The 15,953-nt window shown below is 72.0% G+C and carries 15 protein-coding genes; 5 read left to right on the top strand and 10 right to left on the bottom strand.

All coding sequences use genetic code 11. The features are described 5' to 3' along the window. Window positions 1-2 precede the first annotated feature (2 nt). The 4 genes from ACIA8X_RS44805 to ACIA8X_RS44790 form a co-directional block, all read right to left on the bottom strand. Entirely contained in the window at window positions 3-1,787 is a 1,785-nt protein-coding gene (locus ACIA8X_RS44805; RefSeq protein WP_399460690.1) for a glycoside hydrolase family 15 protein, read from the bottom strand. 87 nt (window positions 1,788-1,874) lie between these two features. Beyond that, window positions 1,875-2,186: a hypothetical protein gene (locus ACIA8X_RS44800; RefSeq protein WP_393443093.1), complete on the bottom strand. Its 312-nt coding sequence runs from the start codon at window positions 2,184-2,186 to the stop codon at window positions 1,875-1,877. Further along, window positions 2,183-2,758 carry a sigma-70 family RNA polymerase sigma factor gene (locus tag ACIA8X_RS44795; protein WP_399460689.1) on the bottom strand — a complete coding sequence of 192 codons (576 nt, stop codon included), beginning with the start codon at window positions 2,756-2,758 and terminating at the stop codon, window positions 2,183-2,185. The genes ACIA8X_RS44800 and ACIA8X_RS44795 overlap by 4 nt, the downstream gene beginning before the upstream one ends. After that, window positions 2,755-4,293 carry a sodium:solute symporter gene (locus ACIA8X_RS44790; protein ID WP_399460688.1) on the bottom strand — a complete coding sequence of 513 codons (1,539 nt, stop codon included), beginning with the start codon at window positions 4,291-4,293 and terminating at the stop codon, window positions 2,755-2,757. The genes ACIA8X_RS44795 and ACIA8X_RS44790 overlap by 4 nt, the downstream gene beginning before the upstream one ends. Window positions 4,294-4,460: 167 nt before the next feature. Between ACIA8X_RS44790 and ACIA8X_RS44785 the strand changes: the two genes are divergently transcribed. The 4 genes from ACIA8X_RS44785 to ACIA8X_RS44770 all read left to right on the top strand — a co-directional run bounded on the left by ACIA8X_RS44785 (window position 4,461) and on the right by ACIA8X_RS44770 (window position 8,302). Next, on the top strand, window positions 4,461-4,700 hold the full coding sequence (locus ACIA8X_RS44785) for a DUF3311 domain-containing protein (protein ID WP_393443098.1): 240 nt from the start codon (window positions 4,461-4,463) through the stop codon (window positions 4,698-4,700). 94 nt (window positions 4,701-4,794) lie between these two features. Further along, window positions 4,795-6,948 carry a carbon starvation CstA family protein gene (locus tag ACIA8X_RS44780; RefSeq protein ID WP_399460687.1) on the top strand — a complete coding sequence of 718 codons (2,154 nt, stop codon included), beginning with the start codon at window positions 4,795-4,797 and terminating at the stop codon, window positions 6,946-6,948. Beyond that, on the top strand, window positions 6,945-7,136 hold the full coding sequence (locus ACIA8X_RS44775) for a YbdD/YjiX family protein (RefSeq protein ID WP_393443102.1): 192 nt from the start codon (window positions 6,945-6,947) through the stop codon (window positions 7,134-7,136). The genes ACIA8X_RS44780 and ACIA8X_RS44775 overlap by 4 nt, the downstream gene beginning before the upstream one ends. Window positions 7,137-7,288: 152 nt before the next feature. Next, window positions 7,289-8,302: a hypothetical protein gene (locus ACIA8X_RS44770; RefSeq protein WP_399460686.1), complete on the top strand. Its 1,014-nt coding sequence runs from the start codon at window positions 7,289-7,291 to the stop codon at window positions 8,300-8,302. 68 nt (window positions 8,303-8,370) lie between these two features. Here ACIA8X_RS44770 and ACIA8X_RS44765 read toward each other — a convergent pair whose 3' ends face one another. The 3 genes from ACIA8X_RS44765 to ACIA8X_RS44755 form a co-directional block, all read right to left on the bottom strand. Then, complete coding sequence (locus ACIA8X_RS44765) at window positions 8,371-9,162, bottom strand: SURF1 family protein (protein WP_393443106.1); 792 nt, start codon at window positions 9,160-9,162, stop codon at window positions 8,371-8,373. Window positions 9,163-9,211: 49 nt separating this feature from the next. Further along, window positions 9,212-9,445: a hypothetical protein gene (locus ACIA8X_RS44760; RefSeq protein WP_272122862.1), complete on the bottom strand. Its 234-nt coding sequence runs from the start codon at window positions 9,443-9,445 to the stop codon at window positions 9,212-9,214. A 78-nt stretch (window positions 9,446-9,523) separates the two neighbouring features. Then, window positions 9,524-10,531, bottom strand: coding sequence for a DEDDh family exonuclease (locus ACIA8X_RS44755; RefSeq protein WP_393443108.1), 1,008 nt, complete (start codon window positions 10,529-10,531; stop codon window positions 9,524-9,526). 205 nt (window positions 10,532-10,736) lie between these two features. Here ACIA8X_RS44755 and ACIA8X_RS44750 point away from each other — a divergent pair, with 205 nt between their 5' ends. Next, complete coding sequence (locus tag ACIA8X_RS44750; protein WP_393443110.1) at window positions 10,737-11,447, top strand: VIT family protein; 711 nt, start codon at window positions 10,737-10,739, stop codon at window positions 11,445-11,447. Between the two features lie 95 nt (window positions 11,448-11,542). Here the strand turns inward: ACIA8X_RS44750 and ACIA8X_RS44745 are convergent, their stop codons facing one another. The 3 genes from ACIA8X_RS44745 to ACIA8X_RS44735 all read right to left on the bottom strand — a co-directional run bounded on the left by ACIA8X_RS44745 (window position 11,543) and on the right by ACIA8X_RS44735 (window position 15,665). Beyond that, window positions 11,543-12,550, bottom strand: a complete 1,008-nt coding sequence (locus ACIA8X_RS44745; RefSeq protein WP_393443112.1) for a CopD family protein — start codon at window positions 12,548-12,550, stop codon at window positions 11,543-11,545. Between the two features lie 112 nt (window positions 12,551-12,662). Next, window positions 12,663-14,048, bottom strand: a complete 1,386-nt coding sequence (locus ACIA8X_RS44740; protein WP_399460685.1) for a CoA transferase — start codon at window positions 14,046-14,048, stop codon at window positions 12,663-12,665. Window positions 14,049-14,132: 84 nt separating this feature from the next. Continuing rightward, window positions 14,133-15,665 (bottom strand): S8 family serine peptidase, encoded by a 1,533-nt coding sequence (locus tag ACIA8X_RS44735; RefSeq protein WP_393443116.1) that lies wholly within the window; start codon window positions 15,663-15,665, stop codon window positions 14,133-14,135. Window positions 15,666-15,953: the final 288 nt, after the last annotated feature.

Raw genomic sequence — 15,953 nt, 5'->3', positions numbered from 1 at the left:
CCCTATCCTGCCCCGTCGCCCCCGAACAGGGCGAGAGCGGTGTTCACCAGGCCGATGTGGCTGAAGGCCTGCGGGAAGTTGCCGAGCTGGCGGGCGGCCACGGGGTCGTACTCCTCGGACAGCAGGCCCACGTCGTTGGCGAGGCGCACCAGCCGGTCGAACAGCTCATGTGCCTCCTGCGTGCGCCCCGTCATGTGCAGCGCCTCCGCGAGCCAGAACGAGCAGGCCAGGAACGTGCCCTCGCCGCCGGGGAGTCCGTCGACCGGTGTCTCCTGGCTGTAGCGGCGCAGAAAGCCGTCATGGCTGAGCTCGGCGCGGATCGCGTCGATGGTGCCGATGACGCGCGGGTCGTCGGGCGGCAGGAAGCCGACGCGCGGGATGAGCAGCAGAGCGGCGTCGAGTTCACGGGAGCCGTACGACTGCGTGAAGGTGTTCCGCTCGGCGTCGTAGCCCTTCTCGCACACCTCGCGGTGCACCTCGTCGCGGAACTCCCGCCAGCCGGCGAGGTCGCCCTCAAGCGACGGGTTCTCCTCCAGCGTGCGCACCGCCCGGTCCGCGGCCACCCACACCATCACCTTCGAGTGCACGAAGTGCCGGCGCCCGCCCCGCACCTCCCACAGCCCCTCGTCGGGCTGCCGCCACTGCGAGCTCAGCCAGTCGATGAGGGCGGCCTGGATCGCCCAGATGTGCGGCTTGCTGGGCAGTCCCGCGTCCCGGGCCAGCGCCAGGGTGTCCATGACCTCGCCGTACACGTCCAACTGGAGCTGTTCCACGGCCAGGTTGCCGATGCGTACGGGGGCGGAGCCGGCGAAGCCGGACAGCCACGGCACCTCGAACTCGGGCAGCCGCCGCTCCCCGGCCAGGCCGTACATGATCCGCAGGTCCGCCGGGTCACCCGCGACCGCGCGCAGCAGCCAGTCGCGCCAGGCCTCCGCCTCCTCCCGGTAGCCCGCCGACAGGCCCACGTTCAGGGTGAGGGTGGAGTCGCGCAGCCAGCAGTAACGGTAGTCCCAGTTGCGGACGCCGCCGATCTCCTCGGGGAGCGACGTGGTGGGCGCGGCGACGATGCCGCCGGTCGGGCGGTAGGTGAGGGCCTTGAGGGTGATCAGGGAGCGGATGACGGCGTCGCGGTACGGACCGCCGTAGTGGCAGCGCCCCACCCACTTCTGCCAGTCACGGATGCTGAGGCGCAGCGCCTTGTACGGGTCGACGAGCGGCGGGCGCGGCTCGTGCGAGGGGTGCCAGGTGAGGACGAACGCGACCTGCTCGCCGGCCTCGACCGTGAACTCCGAGTGCGTACCGAAGTCCTCGCCCCAGGTGTGCACCGCGGGTTCGCTGCGCAGCCAGACCGAGTCCGGTCCGGCGACGGCCACCCGGTGACCGCGGGACTTGCGCACCCAGGGGACGACCGAGCCGTAGTCGAACCGGAGCCGCAGGGTGCTGCGCACCGTGACCCGGCCGCTCAGCCCTTCCACGATGCGTACGAGGTCGGGGGCGCGGTCACGTTGGGGCATCAGGTCGGTGACGCGGATCGCACCCTCGGCGGTCTCCCACTCGGTGTCCAGCACCAGGGTGTCCGGGCGGTACGCGCGGCGGGTGCAGAGACCTTTCGCGTGCCTGGGAGCGATCCGCCAGTGACCGTTGTCCTTGCCGCCGAGAAGCTTGGCGAAGCAGGCGGCCGAGTCGAACCGGGGCAGGCACAGCCAGTCGACGGATCCGTCCCTGCCGACCAGGGCGGCCGTCTGCTCGTCGCCGATGAGGGCGTAGTCCTCGATGCGCGGGTGCACGCAAGTGCGGGTTCCCCAAGGGGTGGTGGGCCAATCAGGGTGGGGCCGGGGGAGTGATACGGGGTGGGCCGGGGCCGGGGAGCGGCGTCAGGGGTGGGGCCCGGTGAGTTGCCCGCTCGCCGCGGAGCCGGTGTCCGAGAAGATGACGCCGGGATCCGACGGGGCCTGGTTGAGGACCCACAGGCCGATCAGGGTGGCCAGGGCGAACACGACCGCGATGAGGACGGCGAGGACGAGTCGGCGTCGGCGTTCCCGGCGCAGCCACTCGCCGCGCGCCGTGCGGTACGCGTCGGGCGCCGCCTGCACCCCGTCTGCGAGGGCGGAGAGCGCCTCGCGCAGCTCCCGCTCCGTGCGGTCCGGGCCGGTGCCGCGCGACGGAGTCGCATCTCGATACGTCATCGCCGGGCCTCCATCGCCTGGGTCAGGGCGGCGAGGCCGCGTGCGGTATGGGTTTTGACGGAGCCGCAGGAGATCCCCATCGCCGCGGCGATCTCGCTCTCCTTCAGCCCGAGCCAGTGCCGCAGCACCAGCGCCTCGCGCTGCCGGGCCGGCAGCTGCTGGAGCGCGTCGATCAGCACACGCTGGTCGTCGTGCAGCAGCGCGGTGCTCTCGGCGGACGCGACGACCTCGACCTGCGCCGGCTTCTCGACGTGCTTGCGGGCCACTTGGAGATGCCGTATCCGCATCCGCGTCAGATTGCACACCGTGGAGCGCAGATACGCCTCCGCCGCCTCGGCGTCCCGCAGCCGCCGCCACTTCCGGTAGATCTGGTAGTAGGCCTCGGCGACCACGTTCTCCGGATCGTCGGCGCCGAGCAGGACGGCGAGGCGCAGCATCGAGGAGTAGTGCAGCTCGAACAGCCGGGCCAGACCGGCCTCGCGCTCCAGGTCGGCCGGGTCGGTCACCGCGGGGGCGAGGGGCACGGCAGGTGCCGCGGCACTACCGGCCTCGTGTCTCAGGTGCTGTCTCACGGGTTGTTCGCTCCCGTCTCGGGGCGCCGCCTGACGCTCAGGCGTGACGGCAGGTCGGTCAGATCGGCGCCGCGCGGGACGCCGAGGCGTTCGAGCACCGCGGTCCCGGCCACGGCGACGGTCAGGTTGAGGAACAGGGCGGCGAGACCGGCGTAGATCTCCGGCCCGCTGCCGAGGGGCACGACCGAAGAGAACCCTTCCTGTACGACCATGAAGGTCCCCGCCACCATGCCCACGCCCCACCCGGCGAGCAGCGCCCGCGGATGCAGCCGCCCGGTGAACAGGCCCACCGCGACGGCCGGGAAGATCTGCAGGATCCACACCCCGCCGAGGAGCTGGAGGTTGATGGCGTCCTGGTCGCGCAGCCCGAACACGAACGCCACCGCGCCCACCTTCGCGGTGAGCGACACCGCCTTGGCGATCCGCACCTGCCGCTTGGGCGTGGCCGTCGGATGGACGTACTCGACATACACATTGCGTACGAAGCTAGTGGCGGCGGCGATCGACATCACCGCCGCCGGGACCATCGCCCCCACGGTGATCGCACCGAACACCAGCCCCGCCAGCGGCGCCGGCATCAGCCGGTCCACCAGCATCGGTACGGCCGCCTCGGCGCCGCCCGCCGGGGCGCGGACGCCCGTCGCGAGGGCCGCGATGCCGAGGAAGCCGAAGAGGGCGAGCAGCCCGGTCCAGGCGGGCAGCGCGACCGACACCTTGCGCAGGGTCCGCGGGCCGTCGGCGGCGAAACCGGCGGTGAGCACATGTGGGTACATCAGCAGGGCGAGCGCGGAGCCGAGGGCGAGGGTGGCGTAGGCGGGCTGCTGCTCGGGGGCGAGGAGCAGCGCCGGGCCGCCGAGGCGCTCGGCCGCACCGTCGAAGACGGCACCGGGGCCGCCGAGCCGGTCGAGGACCAGCCAGGTCACCGCGGTCAGTGAGACGAAGACGGCCACGGCCTTGAGCGCGGAGATGACGGTCGGGGCGCGCAGCCCATGCCGGTAGGTCGCGACGGCCAGCCCCGCGAACAGGGCCACCATCACCAGATCACCGGCCACGCCCCGCGGATACACGCCCCCGGCCGCCAGCACCGCCCTGATGCCGAGCAGCTGCAGCGCGAGATACGGCATCGTCGCGAGGATCCCGGTGAGCGCGACCACCAGGGCCAGCGGCGCCGAGCCGTACCGGCCGCGGACGAAGTCGGCCGCGGTGACGTAGCCGTGCCGACGGGCGACGGACCACAGGCGGCTCAGCAGCACGAAGGCGATCGGGCAGACGATCACCGTGTACGGCACCGCGAAGAAGGCGGGCGCGCCGTTGCCGTACGCCAGCCCCGGTATGGCGGCGAAGGTGTACGCGGTGAAGATCGTGCCGCCCAGCAGCAGCCAGGTCCACACCGGGCCGAGGCTGCGGTCGGCCAGCGCCCAGCCCTCCAGGGACGGCAGCCGGTCGCTCGGGCTGAGGCGCCGCGCGGTGACGGCGAGCAGCGACGCTCCGCCGATCACGGCGAGAAACGTCGCGGTCATGGCGCCGTCGGCCATGGGTCACCGTCCTTGGTGTGCCTGTGCCCTCGCGCGAGAGTTGCCCGAGCGGCCGGAACGGAGGACAGGAAACCGGCGGGAAATTTCCCGGAATTTCGCTGTCAACCGGCTCCGGGGGTGGGCAACTCTTGCACAGACCGACAGCTAGCGGGAGAGGAGCGCAGGTCATGGCACGGACCGGTCATCACCGGCTACGGCGCGTCGCGATCGCCGTACTGCTCCTCGCGCCCGCCGCAGGCCTGCTGTGGGTTCCCCTGTACGCCGGTGCGGATCCGCGGCTGGCGGGGACGCCGTTCTTCTACTGGTACCAGCTCGCCTGGGTGCCGGGGTGCGGCCTCTGCCTGCTCGCGGCGTACGCGCTGACGGAGCGACGTCGACATCGACATCAGCATCGAGATCGAGACTGACATCGGCATCGCTGAGCCGCACTTCCCCTTCTGCAGCACTCCCGCCCTTCTGCCGCACTCCCGCTTCGCCCACCTGTTGAGTTCAGGAGCCGCCATGCCTACGTCAGCCATGCCCGAATCCGGCCGTGAGGCGCCGGAAAAATCCCGGATGTCGCCAAAGTCGGTCGCACTCTGGATCGCCGTCGCCCTCGTCGGCGCCCTCGGCTGGGCCGTGCTCGCCCTGTCCCGGGGCGAGGAGATCTCGGCCGTCTGGCTGGTCGTGGCGGCCCTCGGCTCGTACGCGATCGCCTACCGCTTCTACTCGCGGTTCATCGCACGGCGGGTCCTGCGGGTCGACGACACCCGTGCCACTCCGGCCGAGCGGCTGGAGGACGGTGTCGACTACCACCCCACCGACAAGCGGGTGCTGTTCGGCCACCACTTCGCGGCGATCGCCGGCGCCGGCCCGCTGGTCGGTCCGGTGCTGGCGGCGCAGATGGGCTATCTGCCGGGCACGGTCTGGATCATCGCGGGCGTGATCTTCGCCGGCGCCGTGCAGGACATGATCGTCCTGTTCCTGTCGATGCGCCGGGACGGCAAGAGCCTGGGTCAGATGGCCCGTGACGAGATCGGCAAGGTGGGCGGTGCCGCCGCGCTGATCGGCGTCTTCGCCATCATGATCATCCTGCTCGCGGTCCTCGCGATGGTCGTCGTCAACGCGCTGGCCGAGTCCGCGTGGGGCACCTTCTCGGTCACCATGACCATCCCGATCGCCCTCTTCATGGGCTTCTACCTGCGCTATCTGCGCCCCGGCCGGGTCGTGGAGACCAGCTTCATCGGTGTGGCACTGCTGCTGCTCGCCATCATCGGCGGCGGCTGGATCCAGGACTCCTCGCTCGCCGAGTACTTCGTCTGGAGCCCGGAGACCCTGGTCTTCTGCCTGGTCGGCTACGGCTTCGTCGCCTCCGTGCTGCCGGTGTGGATGCTGCTGGCGCCGCGCGACTACCTCTCCACCTTCATGAAGGTCGGCACCATCGCCCTGATGGCCGTCGGCGTGGTGATCGCCGCCCCGACCCTGAAGACCGAGTCGGTGACGGAGTTCGCCTCGACCGGCGCCGGACCGGTGTTCGCAGGGTCGCTGTTCCCGTTCCTGTTCATCACCATCGCCTGCGGCGCGCTGTCCGGCTTCCACGCCCTGGTCTCCTCCGGCACCACGCCGAAGCTGATCCAGAAGGAGTCCCAGGTCCGGATGATCGGCTACGGCTCCATGCTCACGGAGTCCTTCGTCGCCGTCATGGCCCTGATCGCCGCGTGCGTGCTCGAACCGGGCCTGTTCTACGCCATGAACTCCCCGGCCGCGCTGCTCGGCCCGACCGTGGACACCGCAGCCGAGGCGGTGAAGAACCTCGGCTTCACCATCACCCCGGACCAGCTCACCGCGGCGGCCAAGGCCGTCGAGGAGGAGACGCTGGTCGGCCGCTCCGGTGGTGCTCCCACTCTGGCCGTGGGCATGTCGGAGATCTTCGCCGGGGTGTTCGGCGGGGCCGGGATGAAGGCCTTCTGGTACCACTTCGCGATCATGTTCGAGGCCCTGTTCATCCTCACCACCGTGGACGCGGGCACACGCGTGGGCCGCTTCATGCTCCAGGACATGCTGGGCAACGTCTGGAAGCCGATCGGCCGGGTCACCTGGAAGCCGGGCATCTGGATCACCAGCGCCCTGGTCGTGGGCGCCTGGGGATACTTCCTCTACGCCGGTGTCACCGACCCCCTCGGCGGCATCAAGCAGCTGTTCCCGCTGTTCGGCATCGCCAACCAGCTGCTGGCCGCGGTCGCCCTGGCCGTCACCACCACCGTACTGATCAAATCCGGCAAGCTGCGCTGGGCCTGGGTCACCGGCATCCCGCTGGCCTGGGACGTGGCCGTCACCTTCACCGCGGGCTGGCAGAAGATCTTCTCGGACAACCCGGCGATCGGCTTCTTCGCCCTGCGGGACAAGTACGCGCAGGCCATCGAGGGCGGCCGGCTGCTGCCGGGCGCCACGAACATGGACGACATGCACACCATCGTGCTCAACAACACGGTGGACGGCGTGATCATGGCGATCTTCCTGCTGCTGGTCCTCACGGTCCTGGTCAACTGCGCGGTGGTGTGCGTCCGCGCCATCCGGTCCGGGAAGCCCCTGCCGACCACCGAAGCACCGTACGTCGAGTCCCGCATCGACGTGCCGGAGCGGCCCGAAGAGCCGCTGGTGGGGGCGCGCTCATGAGCCCCGTGAGGAAGGTGCTGGGGGCGCTGCGCTGGTACGCGCGCGAGCTGACCGGCGAGGCGGAGTACGACCGCTACTGCGACCGGCACCGCCGCCGTCACCCCGAGGCCCCGGTACCGACCCGCCGGGAGTACGAGGTGCTGCGCACCCTGCGCCGGGAGGAACACCCGCAGAGCCGCTGCTGCTGACGCCTCCGGCGTTCGCGCGCCACTGCCACTCCATGTCAGAGGGCGTCTGCGGGTGGTCGGTGGCTGGTCACGCAGGTCCCCGCGCCCCTTGGGTACCCGCAGCGGACGTACCTAAAGGGGCGCGGGGCTGTGTCGATATGTGGCTCCGCCGCGTGGGCGCGAGCAACCACGAACCACCCGCAGCCGCCCAGAACCAGAACCCTCACGGCGAGACGCAGATGCTGAGAAGCCGCTCCCTGATAATCCGCCCCGAACTCGACGACGCCCCCCTGCACAGAACCCTGCGCGAACTCCGCCCCACCCAACAGCTCCACGGCCTCGGAGCCGGCCGCACAAGCCCCGCATGGGAACCCGTGGCCGAACTGCTGCGCGCCACCGGACGCGACTGGGACCGCCGAGCCCACCGCGTCTCCGTCCTCGCCCGGCGCCTGCCGCCCGTGGTCTCCCAGAGATGGGCCGCCGACCGGCCCGACGACGGTGACGCCCTGGTCCTGCGCGCGTTCGTCCAGTCGGCCCGCGCCCCGGCCGAGGGGCACTCCGCGGTCCGCCAGGCCGAGCAGACGTGTCTGCACGCCGCCGCGGCCTGCCCGGAGGATCCGACGCCCTGGCTGGCGCTGCTGTCCCTGATGCACTCCAGTGCCGTACCGGTGCAGGACGCGGTGCCGGTGTGGACCCAGGCCGTCAACCGTGCGCCCTGGCATCGCACGGCCTACCACCTGTTACTGCGGTACCTGTCCCCGCGCGGGCACGGCGCGGTCCCCGACATGATGGACTTCGCCTGGCAGGTCGCCTTCCAGGCGCCGCACGGATCCCCGATCGCCCTGCTGCCGGTCGCGGCCCGCGTGGAACTCGTCGCCCACCGCCAGGGGCGGACGGGTCTCGACGCGCTCGGCGCGAGCGGCCACTGGAACGAACCCAGGGCGGCGAGGGAGATCGACACGGCCCTCTCGCGCTGGTTCCACACGGCCGCCGCGCCGCACGCAGAAGCCGTCGCCGACCTCAACGTCCTCGCCTTCGCGCTGACCCGCGCCCACCGCCCGGCCGAGGCGGGCCCCGTCTTCCAGCGCATCGGCCGCCACATGACCCACCACCCGTGGGACCTGCTGCCCGAGCCGGAACGCACCTTCCGCTACTGGCAGGACCAGCTGAGCGGCCGCCGGAAGTGACCGCGTGAACGGCCACCAAAAGTGAGCGTGGCGTGCGTCGCGCTGGGGACTGCACCGGGGCCGGCGGACTACACCGGGGCCGGCGCCGTCTCCGTCTCCTCCGGAGCGGCCGCGTCCGCCTGCTCGCGGGCCTCGCGGCGGGCCAGGATCAGCCAGCCGACGGGGACGCCCGCCGCGAACAGCCACCACTGGATGGCGTACGCGTAGTTCAGCGGAGCGTTCTCGTTGCCGGGCTTGCCGATCAGCTCGGGCGTGTCCCCCTTCGGCTCGGGCGCCGACTGCACGATGTACCCGCCGAGCACCTGGGCGTCGAGGCGCCGCGCCTCCTGCTCGCTGTTGATCAGCATGACCTGCCGGTCGGGCAGGCCCTTGAGGTTCTTGATGCCGCTCGCCTCGGTCGTTTCGTCGGGCATCAGCCGCCCGGTGACGGTGACCTGGCCGCTCGGCGGGGCGGGGATCTTCGGGAACGCCGTCTGGGTCGGCCCGTCCGCGGGAATCCAGCCCCGGTTGACCAGCAGGACCTTGCCGTCCGTCAGGACGAAGGGGGTGAGGACGTGGAAGCCGACCTCTTCGTCGGCGTTGACGCGCCGCCTGACGACGACTTCCTGCTCGGTGTCGAAGTGGCCCACCGCGCTCACGCTGCGGTACCGCTCCTTGGTGGTGACGGTGTGCCCCGGGGAGGTCAGCTTCTCGGCGGGCTCCGGCTTCGCGCCGAGCGCGTCGGCGACCAGCTGGTTGCGGGCGGAGCGCTCCTCGTAGCGGTGCATCTGCCAGATGCCCAGCCTGATCATCGTGGGGATGAGGAGCAGGGCGACCAGCGTGAGGATCACCCACTGCCGGGACAACAGGAAGCGGTACACCCCACGACCGTACAACTCGGTCGTGGGGTGTTCTCAGGCGGGTACCGGGTCATACTTTGTCGACGATCCCCACCTTCCCCTCCGCGCGGGCGCAGTGGGCGCCGCAGTACCAGTGGCCCTCGACCTCCACGCCCTGGCCGATGATCTGGACGCGGCAGTGCTCGCAGACCGGGGCCATGCGGTGGATCGCACAGGAGAAACAGTCGAAGACGTGCACCGCGCCCTGCGCGTGCACCTCGAAGCTCATGCCGTAGTCGTTTCCGCATACTTCACATGTCGCCATGCGCCACAGGGTGAGCCGTCACCGCGGCCCGGGCGAGAGGGCTCCGGGCGAGTCGCGCGGAATCACCCGTCCGTACGGTCACTGCTCCGACGCCGGTTCCACATCCCTGAGGAGCTGTCCGAAGGCGGCCTCGTCGACCACGGGCGTCCCGTACTGACGGGCCTTGACCACCTTCGAGGTGCCCGCGTCCGGGTCGTTCGTGACGAGCAGGCTGGTCAGCCGGGACAGGCTCGTCGCCACATGCAGCCCGGCCTCGATCGCGCGGTCCTCCAGCAGGTCGCGCTCGACCGAGGTGTCTCCGGAGAAGGCGATCCGCATGCCCTGCTTGAGCCTTTTGCCCTCTTCGTAGCGACCCGGGTTGGGATGGGGGCAGGCGGGCCGCTTCCGGGACGGACGCCAACTGGTCGGCCGATAGCTGCCGTAGCCGCCGCCGCTGTGGCCCCCTGCCTGCTGTCCGATCCGGGGCGCGGCGGTGTCCCGCCACTCGGTCAGCGGCCGGCACTCCTGCAACGGCAGCCGCCTGCCACCCGCCGCCGCGGCCCGCAGGCTCGGCCGGAACGCCTCCGCCAGCACGCGCGCGTCATCGAGGGCGTGGTGCGCGCGCTGCTGTACGACGCCGAAGTGCGCGGCCAGTGACTCCAGCTTGTGGTTGGGCAGCGGCAGGCCCAGCTCCTTGGACAGCGCGATGGTGCACAACCGCTGCTGTACCGGCGCCTCGCGCTCCGCGCGCGCGTACTCCCGCGCGATCATCTGCCAGTCGAAGACGGCGTTGTGCGCGACGAGCACCCGGCCGTCGAGGCGGGCCGAGAACTCCTCGGCGATGTCCTGGAACAGGGGGGCGCCCTCCAGCGCCTCGCTCGTCAGGCCGTGGATCCACACCGGGCCCGGGTCGCGCTCCGGGTTGACCAGCGTGTACCAGTGGTCCTCGACCTCACCGAGCGCGTCCAGCCGGTAGACGGCCGCGGAGATTATCCGGTCGTCCCGGGCCAGGCCGGTGGTCTCCACGTCAACGACCGCGTATCCCTGCGGATACGCGGCCGGCCACGCTGTGGGGGAGGACGCTGCGGTCGTGAGGTCTTCGAGCATGGTCACTGAGGATACGGGCCGGGACTGACAGCCCTGACCGTCAGGTGCCTTGCCGGGTCCGCCTGTTCGAGAGTGGCGAACGCGTGGGCGTCAACCGGTCGGCGGACATGCCGTGTTGCCGCACCTCGGCGACCCCGTCGGCCCCGGCGCCCGGCCGGGAGCGTCGGTACGTCCTGGATGTCCCCCTCGGTGCGATCCTCCGCATGTGACCGAACCAACGCATGACGAGGCCCACGGCGGCGCGCTGGGCGAGCGGCTCAACTGGCTGCGGGCGGCCGTCCTCGGGGCGAACGACGGCATCGTGTCGACCGCGGGACTCGTCGTCGGCGTGGCCGGCGCGACGGACGAGCGCTCGGCGCTGCTCACGGCCGGGCTGGCCGGACTGCTCGCGGGGTCGATGTCGATGGCGGCGGGGGAGTACGTCTCGGTCTCCACGCAGCGTGACGCGGAGAAGGCCGCGCTGGCCGTGGAGAAGCGGGAGTTGCGGGAGCGGCCGGAGGAGGAGCTGGAGGAACTGGCGGAGCTGCTGGAGCGGCGCGGGCTGTCCCGGGGGGTCGCCAGGGAGGCGGCCGTCCAGCTGACGGAACGGGACGCGCTGAAGGCACACGCGCGCGTGGAGCTCGGTATCGACCCGGACGCGCTGACCAACCCGTGGCACGCGGCGTGGGCCAGCTTTCTGGCGTTCACGGCGGGGGCGCTGCTGCCGCTGCTCGCGATGGTGCTGCCGCCGGCGGGCTGGCGGCTGCCGGTGACCGTCGCCTCCGTCCTGGCCGCCCTCGCGCTGACCGGCTGGAGCAGCGCCCGCCTGGGCGCCGCCGCCCCGGCCCGAGCGGTCCTGCGCAATGTCGCGGGCGGCGCGCTGGCCATGGGGGTCACCTACGCGGCGGGGTCGCTGCTGGACGCGGCGGGGGTGTAGCGCCGACGGAGGAGGGGCGAGGGGCGAGCGCGTCGCGCTGAAGGTTCTGGTCGCCAACTGCGGCCGCGGAGAACGCGGCTGAGTGCGTGACCGGCTCACCAGCGGATCGGCACCGGCAGGGCCGTCAGCAGCCCCGACAGCGCGACCACCACGCCCAGGGCGATGACCTCCGCGCGCGCGGGAGCGCAGGCGCTCAGCGCGTCGGCCGCGCGGCGCAGCCGGATCCGCGCCCAGAGGGCGAGCGCGGCCACGGCCGCCACCAGGATCACCTTGGCCAGCAGCGCCCGCCCGTACCCCGTGTCCGTCAACTGCTCCAGGACCGTGTCCGGCGGCATCCGGCGCAGCGAACTCCACACCCCTGTCGCCGTGATGACGGCGAGCAGTACGGCCGCCACGCGCGCGTAGAGGCCCAGCAGCGCCGCGCCCGCCTCCGCGGCGCCCCATACGCGCAGGGTCCGCAGCGCGTACAGCAGCCCGCCGACCCAGAGCGACGCGCAGGCGAGGTGCACCAGTGTCAGGCCGGAGCCGAGCAGCGGGCTGTGCTCGGTCGTGGGGTGCGCGCGCAGCGCCTCGGCGACCACCACCGCCGCCAGCGGCCAGACCTGGGTGCCCGGCCGGCGTGAGAGCGCGCACAGCCCGGCCACGGCGAAGGCGTTGACCTCCAGCAGAGCCAGCTTGCCGTCACGCGACGCGTAGAGGCCGCCGATGTCGAGGTCGGCGGGGCTGTCCGGCACGAGGTTGCCCGTGGACACGACCGAGGCGAGGGCAAGGGCGGCGACGAAACCGGCGCCGGCCGCGTACGGCGCCCAACTGCGGGGCATGGCCCCGGTCGCGCCGGGCACCGAACGGGCCAGCCGGCGCACGAGCAGCTCGCCCACCGGGACGCACAGGGCCGCGAACAGCACCGTGCGCAGCAGCGCGATCCCACCCGCGCCGGGCGCGGCGGCCTCGCCGGTGCCGTGCAGCGCGGCCGACGGCCCGAGCAGCGGGATCAGCGCCGCCACCCCCACCAGGACGAGCACGGCGACGGCAGGGCCGACGCCGGGGCGCGGTCTCGGCGCACTCCCGTCGGACGGGGCGGGGGAGGGTCTGGTCAATGTCACCTTAAGATCATCACAAAACAACACAGATTCGGGCAAGCGCCAGTAAACAAGTGGTGGTACGGCATTCCGCCCAGGGGGACACCCAGGGATACGGCTCCGGCGGCCCCCATGCTCAGTGGCCCCACCCCGCCGTCCCCGCGCCCCAAACCCCCGGCGGCCGCGCCCAGTCGACGGGACCGCCCGCGAACGACACCGGCGACAGGGCGTACCGCAGCCGCCCGAGCGCGCTGTCCCGCTCGGTGAGCCAGGCATCGGGCGCGTCGTACGTCACGTCCCCCTCCGGGCCCGGCCGGCTCCCGTTCGTCAGCCACCACGCCGTGCGCGCCAGCGCCAGCCGCACGCACCGGCCGTACCCCTGCTCCCGCTGTTCGGTCAGCGCCCGCAGTACGGCCGCCGCCAGCAGGTACCCCGTCCCGTGGTCGAGGGCCTGCGCGGGCAGTGCGCCGGGCCGTCCGTCCGGTCCGTCGTTCGCGGCCCCCTCGGTCGCGGCGATACCGGTGGCGACCTGCACCAGGCTGTCGAACCCGCGCCGCTCGCGCCACGGCCCGTACGCGCCCCATGCCGACAGCTGCGCCACGATCAGGCCGGGCCGCCGCTCGGCCAGTTCCCGCGCCGACAGCCCGAACCGGTCGAGGGCGCCCGGCCGGTAGCCGGTGACGACGACGTCCGCCGTCGCGAGCAGTTCCTCGAAGGCGCGGCGGTCGGCCACGAGGTCCAGCGTCGCCGAGCGCTTCCCGAAGCCCGTGTCGGCGTGCTGGTCCGTCAGTTCGGGCAACTGCGGCGGGTCCAGGCGCAGGACGTCCGCGCCGAGCAGCGCGAGCGTGCGCGTGGCGACGGGGCCCGCGATGACCCGCGTCAGGTCCAGGACGCGTACTCCGGCGGCGGGCAACAGGGGAGTGCCGTCGAGAGGCGGGAGCACGCGCGCGCGTGCCGTGTCGAGCCGTTCGCGCTCGACGAGCGGCCGTCGGGCCACCGCTGCCGCCTGCTCGTGGGCCGCCCACTCCTCGGGCGTACGCAGCGCCACGGCCAGTCCGCCGGCCGCGTACACGGACTCCTCGACCTCGTGCGAGGACCGCTCGGCGAGCGCCGCGGCCACGGCGTCCGGCTCGTCCTGCGTCACACCCAGCGCGGCCAGCAGCCGGGCCCGGTGGTGTGGATAGTTCGCATGCGTCCGCACCCAGCCGTCCGCCGTCCGCCAGAACCGCGACAGCGGCGCGAAGGTCACCGGTGCGCGCCCGTCGACCAGCAGATGCCGTTCGCTCACGAACGCCGTGGCGATCGCCCCGTCGTCCAGCCGCACCTCGGGCACTTCGGCGAGGCCGGCCCGCCGCGCCCCCAGTTCGGCCGCGGCCAGCGCGCACGCGCCCGCGCACGCGCGCGCCAACTCCCGTACGGGAAGGCGCGCCTGAAGCGCGCCCTCCCGCACCACCGTCGACACCCGCGGAAGGAGGGCGGGGTCGCCGCCCACCGCGGACCAAGCAGTACTGATGTCAGTCATGACTGAACTATGCAGTGTTGACCCGATCAATATGTCGACTGGATTGCCGCCGGGCTACCGGACTACATGGACCGACCCATCCGGTCAGTCGACCGCGTCTAGTGCGTCGACGATGCCGAACCCGTAGAAGCCGTTGAACAGCTCCCCGCCCTCGCACACCGCGTCCTGCTTGCCGTCGCCGTCCTGGTCGTACGACTCGGGGCAGCCCGGATTGTCCGCCTGGATCTTCAACAGCCCCTGCAGCTGGGCCGGAGTCGCCTTCGGGTACCGCGACTTCAGCAGCGCGGCCACGCCCGCCGCGTGCGGGGAGGCCATCGACGTGCCCTGCAACCAGCCGTACTCGCCGTTCGGCATGGTGGACAGGATGCGGCCGTTCGCCGACGGTGTGTCCGTCGGGGTCTGGAACTTCCGGTCACCGCCCGGCGCCGCGACATCGACGACCCGGTAACCGTAGGACGAGTAGTACGACTTGACGTTCTGCACGCCCGTCGCGCTCACCGTGACCACGCCCGGCAGCTGAGTGGGCACGTCGAAGCACTCGTGCGGGTCGATCGTGCGGGGGACCGGCTTGGAGTCGTCGGGGCTGCTCTCGTCCACGATCGCATCGGCGTCCATGTCGTGGTTGGAGTTGCCCGCCGAGGCCAGGTGCAGTGTGCCCTTCTTCTGGGCGTACAGCTGGGCGCGGTTGACCGCGTCGACGATGGCCTTCTGGTCGGGGTCGTCCAGGCAGTTGTACAGCCACGGGTCGACGTAATAGCTGTTGTTCGTGATCTCCACGCCGTGGTCGGCGGCGAACACGAAGGCGCAGACGACGTTCTCCGGGTAGAAGAGGCCGTTCTTCGGGTCGCTCACGTTGACGGCCGAGATCTTCACGCCGGGCGCGACCCCCGCGACGCCGATGCCGTTGCGGGCCGCGGCGATCTCACCCGCGACGTGCGTGCCGTGGTAGTCCTGCGGGGTGTACGGGCGCCAGGCGCCCTCGCCGGTGTCCGCGACGCCGCCGGCGCAGTTCGCCGACTGGGACGCGGAGAAGTTCGGGGCCAGGTCCGGATGGGTGTCGTCGACGCCGGTGTCGATGACGGCGACGGTGACCTTCGAACTGCCCGGGTTGATCCGCGCGGCCTTGTCGGCGCCGATGGCCCGCAGGTCCCACTGGTCGGCCTCAAGGGGCTCGCTGGCCTCCGCCGCGGCGGACGCGCGCGCGATTTTCGAGGCCTGCCCCCTCGTCAACGGCTGGACGGGGCCCTCGTCCGTCGCCCCGGCGGGGGCCAGGGCCGCCGTACGCGACGCGCCCGCCGACTGCACGCCGCGTACCGCGCGTATCGCCTTGGCGAAGTCGGGGTTCGCCGAGTGGGCGACGATCACGCCGATCTTCTCGTACGCGATCACGACGGTGCCGCCGGTCGCGGCGATCGCCTTCTTCACCGACGCGATCGTGCGATGGTCCGGTCGGGTGTTGACGACGTACGCCAGGGTGGTCGCGTCCGCGGCCCGCTCGCCGGGCTCCGCCAACGGTGTGGCGGAGGCCGCCGTCGGCAGGAAGCCGAGCGAGGCGGTCAGCGACAGGGCGAGGGATGCGGCGAGGCCGAGACGGCGTCTGGACCGCAGATGAACCATGGGATCTCCACATCATCCGGAACGGAAACCTGCCCGGGCGTGGGTGCCGCCCGGGCAGGTACATGACGAGTGGTGCTGGAGTGAAACTAACCCCGAACCACCTGGCCAGCAATCACTCACCCGGGCGACTTCGGAAAGAGACCTTCGGAGTTGAACCGGGCCTCGCGCGCCGCCGTGACCTTGGGAAGGGGGCGCGAGCAGGATCGAGCCTCTGTCGGATCACGCGCCGTGGCCCTAACATCACCACCCGGCTCACGTGATCCACATCACCACTGAGAACAGAGCCGC

The sequence above is a fragment of the Streptomyces sp. NPDC051738 genome (genome assembly GCF_044453205.1).
Taxonomy (GTDB): domain Bacteria; phylum Actinomycetota; class Actinomycetes; order Streptomycetales; family Streptomycetaceae; genus Streptomyces.
The sequence above is the reverse complement of the archived record's forward strand: the minus strand, read 5'-3'. Positions and strand labels throughout refer to the sequence as shown.

Excerpts from the sequence above, each read along its gene's own strand:
- ACIA8X_RS44800 (WP_393443093.1), bottom strand. The coding sequence starts at position 2,186 with ATGACGTATCGAGATGCGACTCCGTCGCGCGGCACCGGCCCGGACCGC.
- ACIA8X_RS44790 (WP_399460688.1), bottom strand. The coding sequence starts at position 4,293 with ATGGCCGACGGCGCCATGACCGCGACGTTTCTCGCCGTGATCGGCGGA.
- ACIA8X_RS44785 (WP_393443098.1), top strand. The coding sequence starts at position 4,461 with ATGGCACGGACCGGTCATCACCGGCTACGGCGCGTCGCGATCGCCGTA.
- ACIA8X_RS44780 (WP_399460687.1), top strand. The coding sequence starts at position 4,795 with ATGCCTACGTCAGCCATGCCCGAATCCGGCCGTGAGGCGCCGGAAAAA.
- ACIA8X_RS44775 (WP_393443102.1), top strand. The coding sequence starts at position 6,945 with ATGAGCCCCGTGAGGAAGGTGCTGGGGGCGCTGCGCTGGTACGCGCGC.
- ACIA8X_RS44760 (WP_272122862.1), bottom strand. The coding sequence starts at position 9,445 with ATGGCGACATGTGAAGTATGCGGAAACGACTACGGCATGAGCTTCGAG.
- ACIA8X_RS44755 (WP_393443108.1), bottom strand. The coding sequence starts at position 10,531 with ATGCTCGAAGACCTCACGACCGCAGCGTCCTCCCCCACAGCGTGGCCG.
- ACIA8X_RS44740 (WP_399460685.1), bottom strand. The coding sequence starts at position 14,048 with ATGACTGACATCAGTACTGCTTGGTCCGCGGTGGGCGGCGACCCCGCC.
- ACIA8X_RS44735 (WP_393443116.1), bottom strand. The coding sequence starts at position 15,665 with ATGGTTCATCTGCGGTCCAGACGCCGTCTCGGCCTCGCCGCATCCCTC.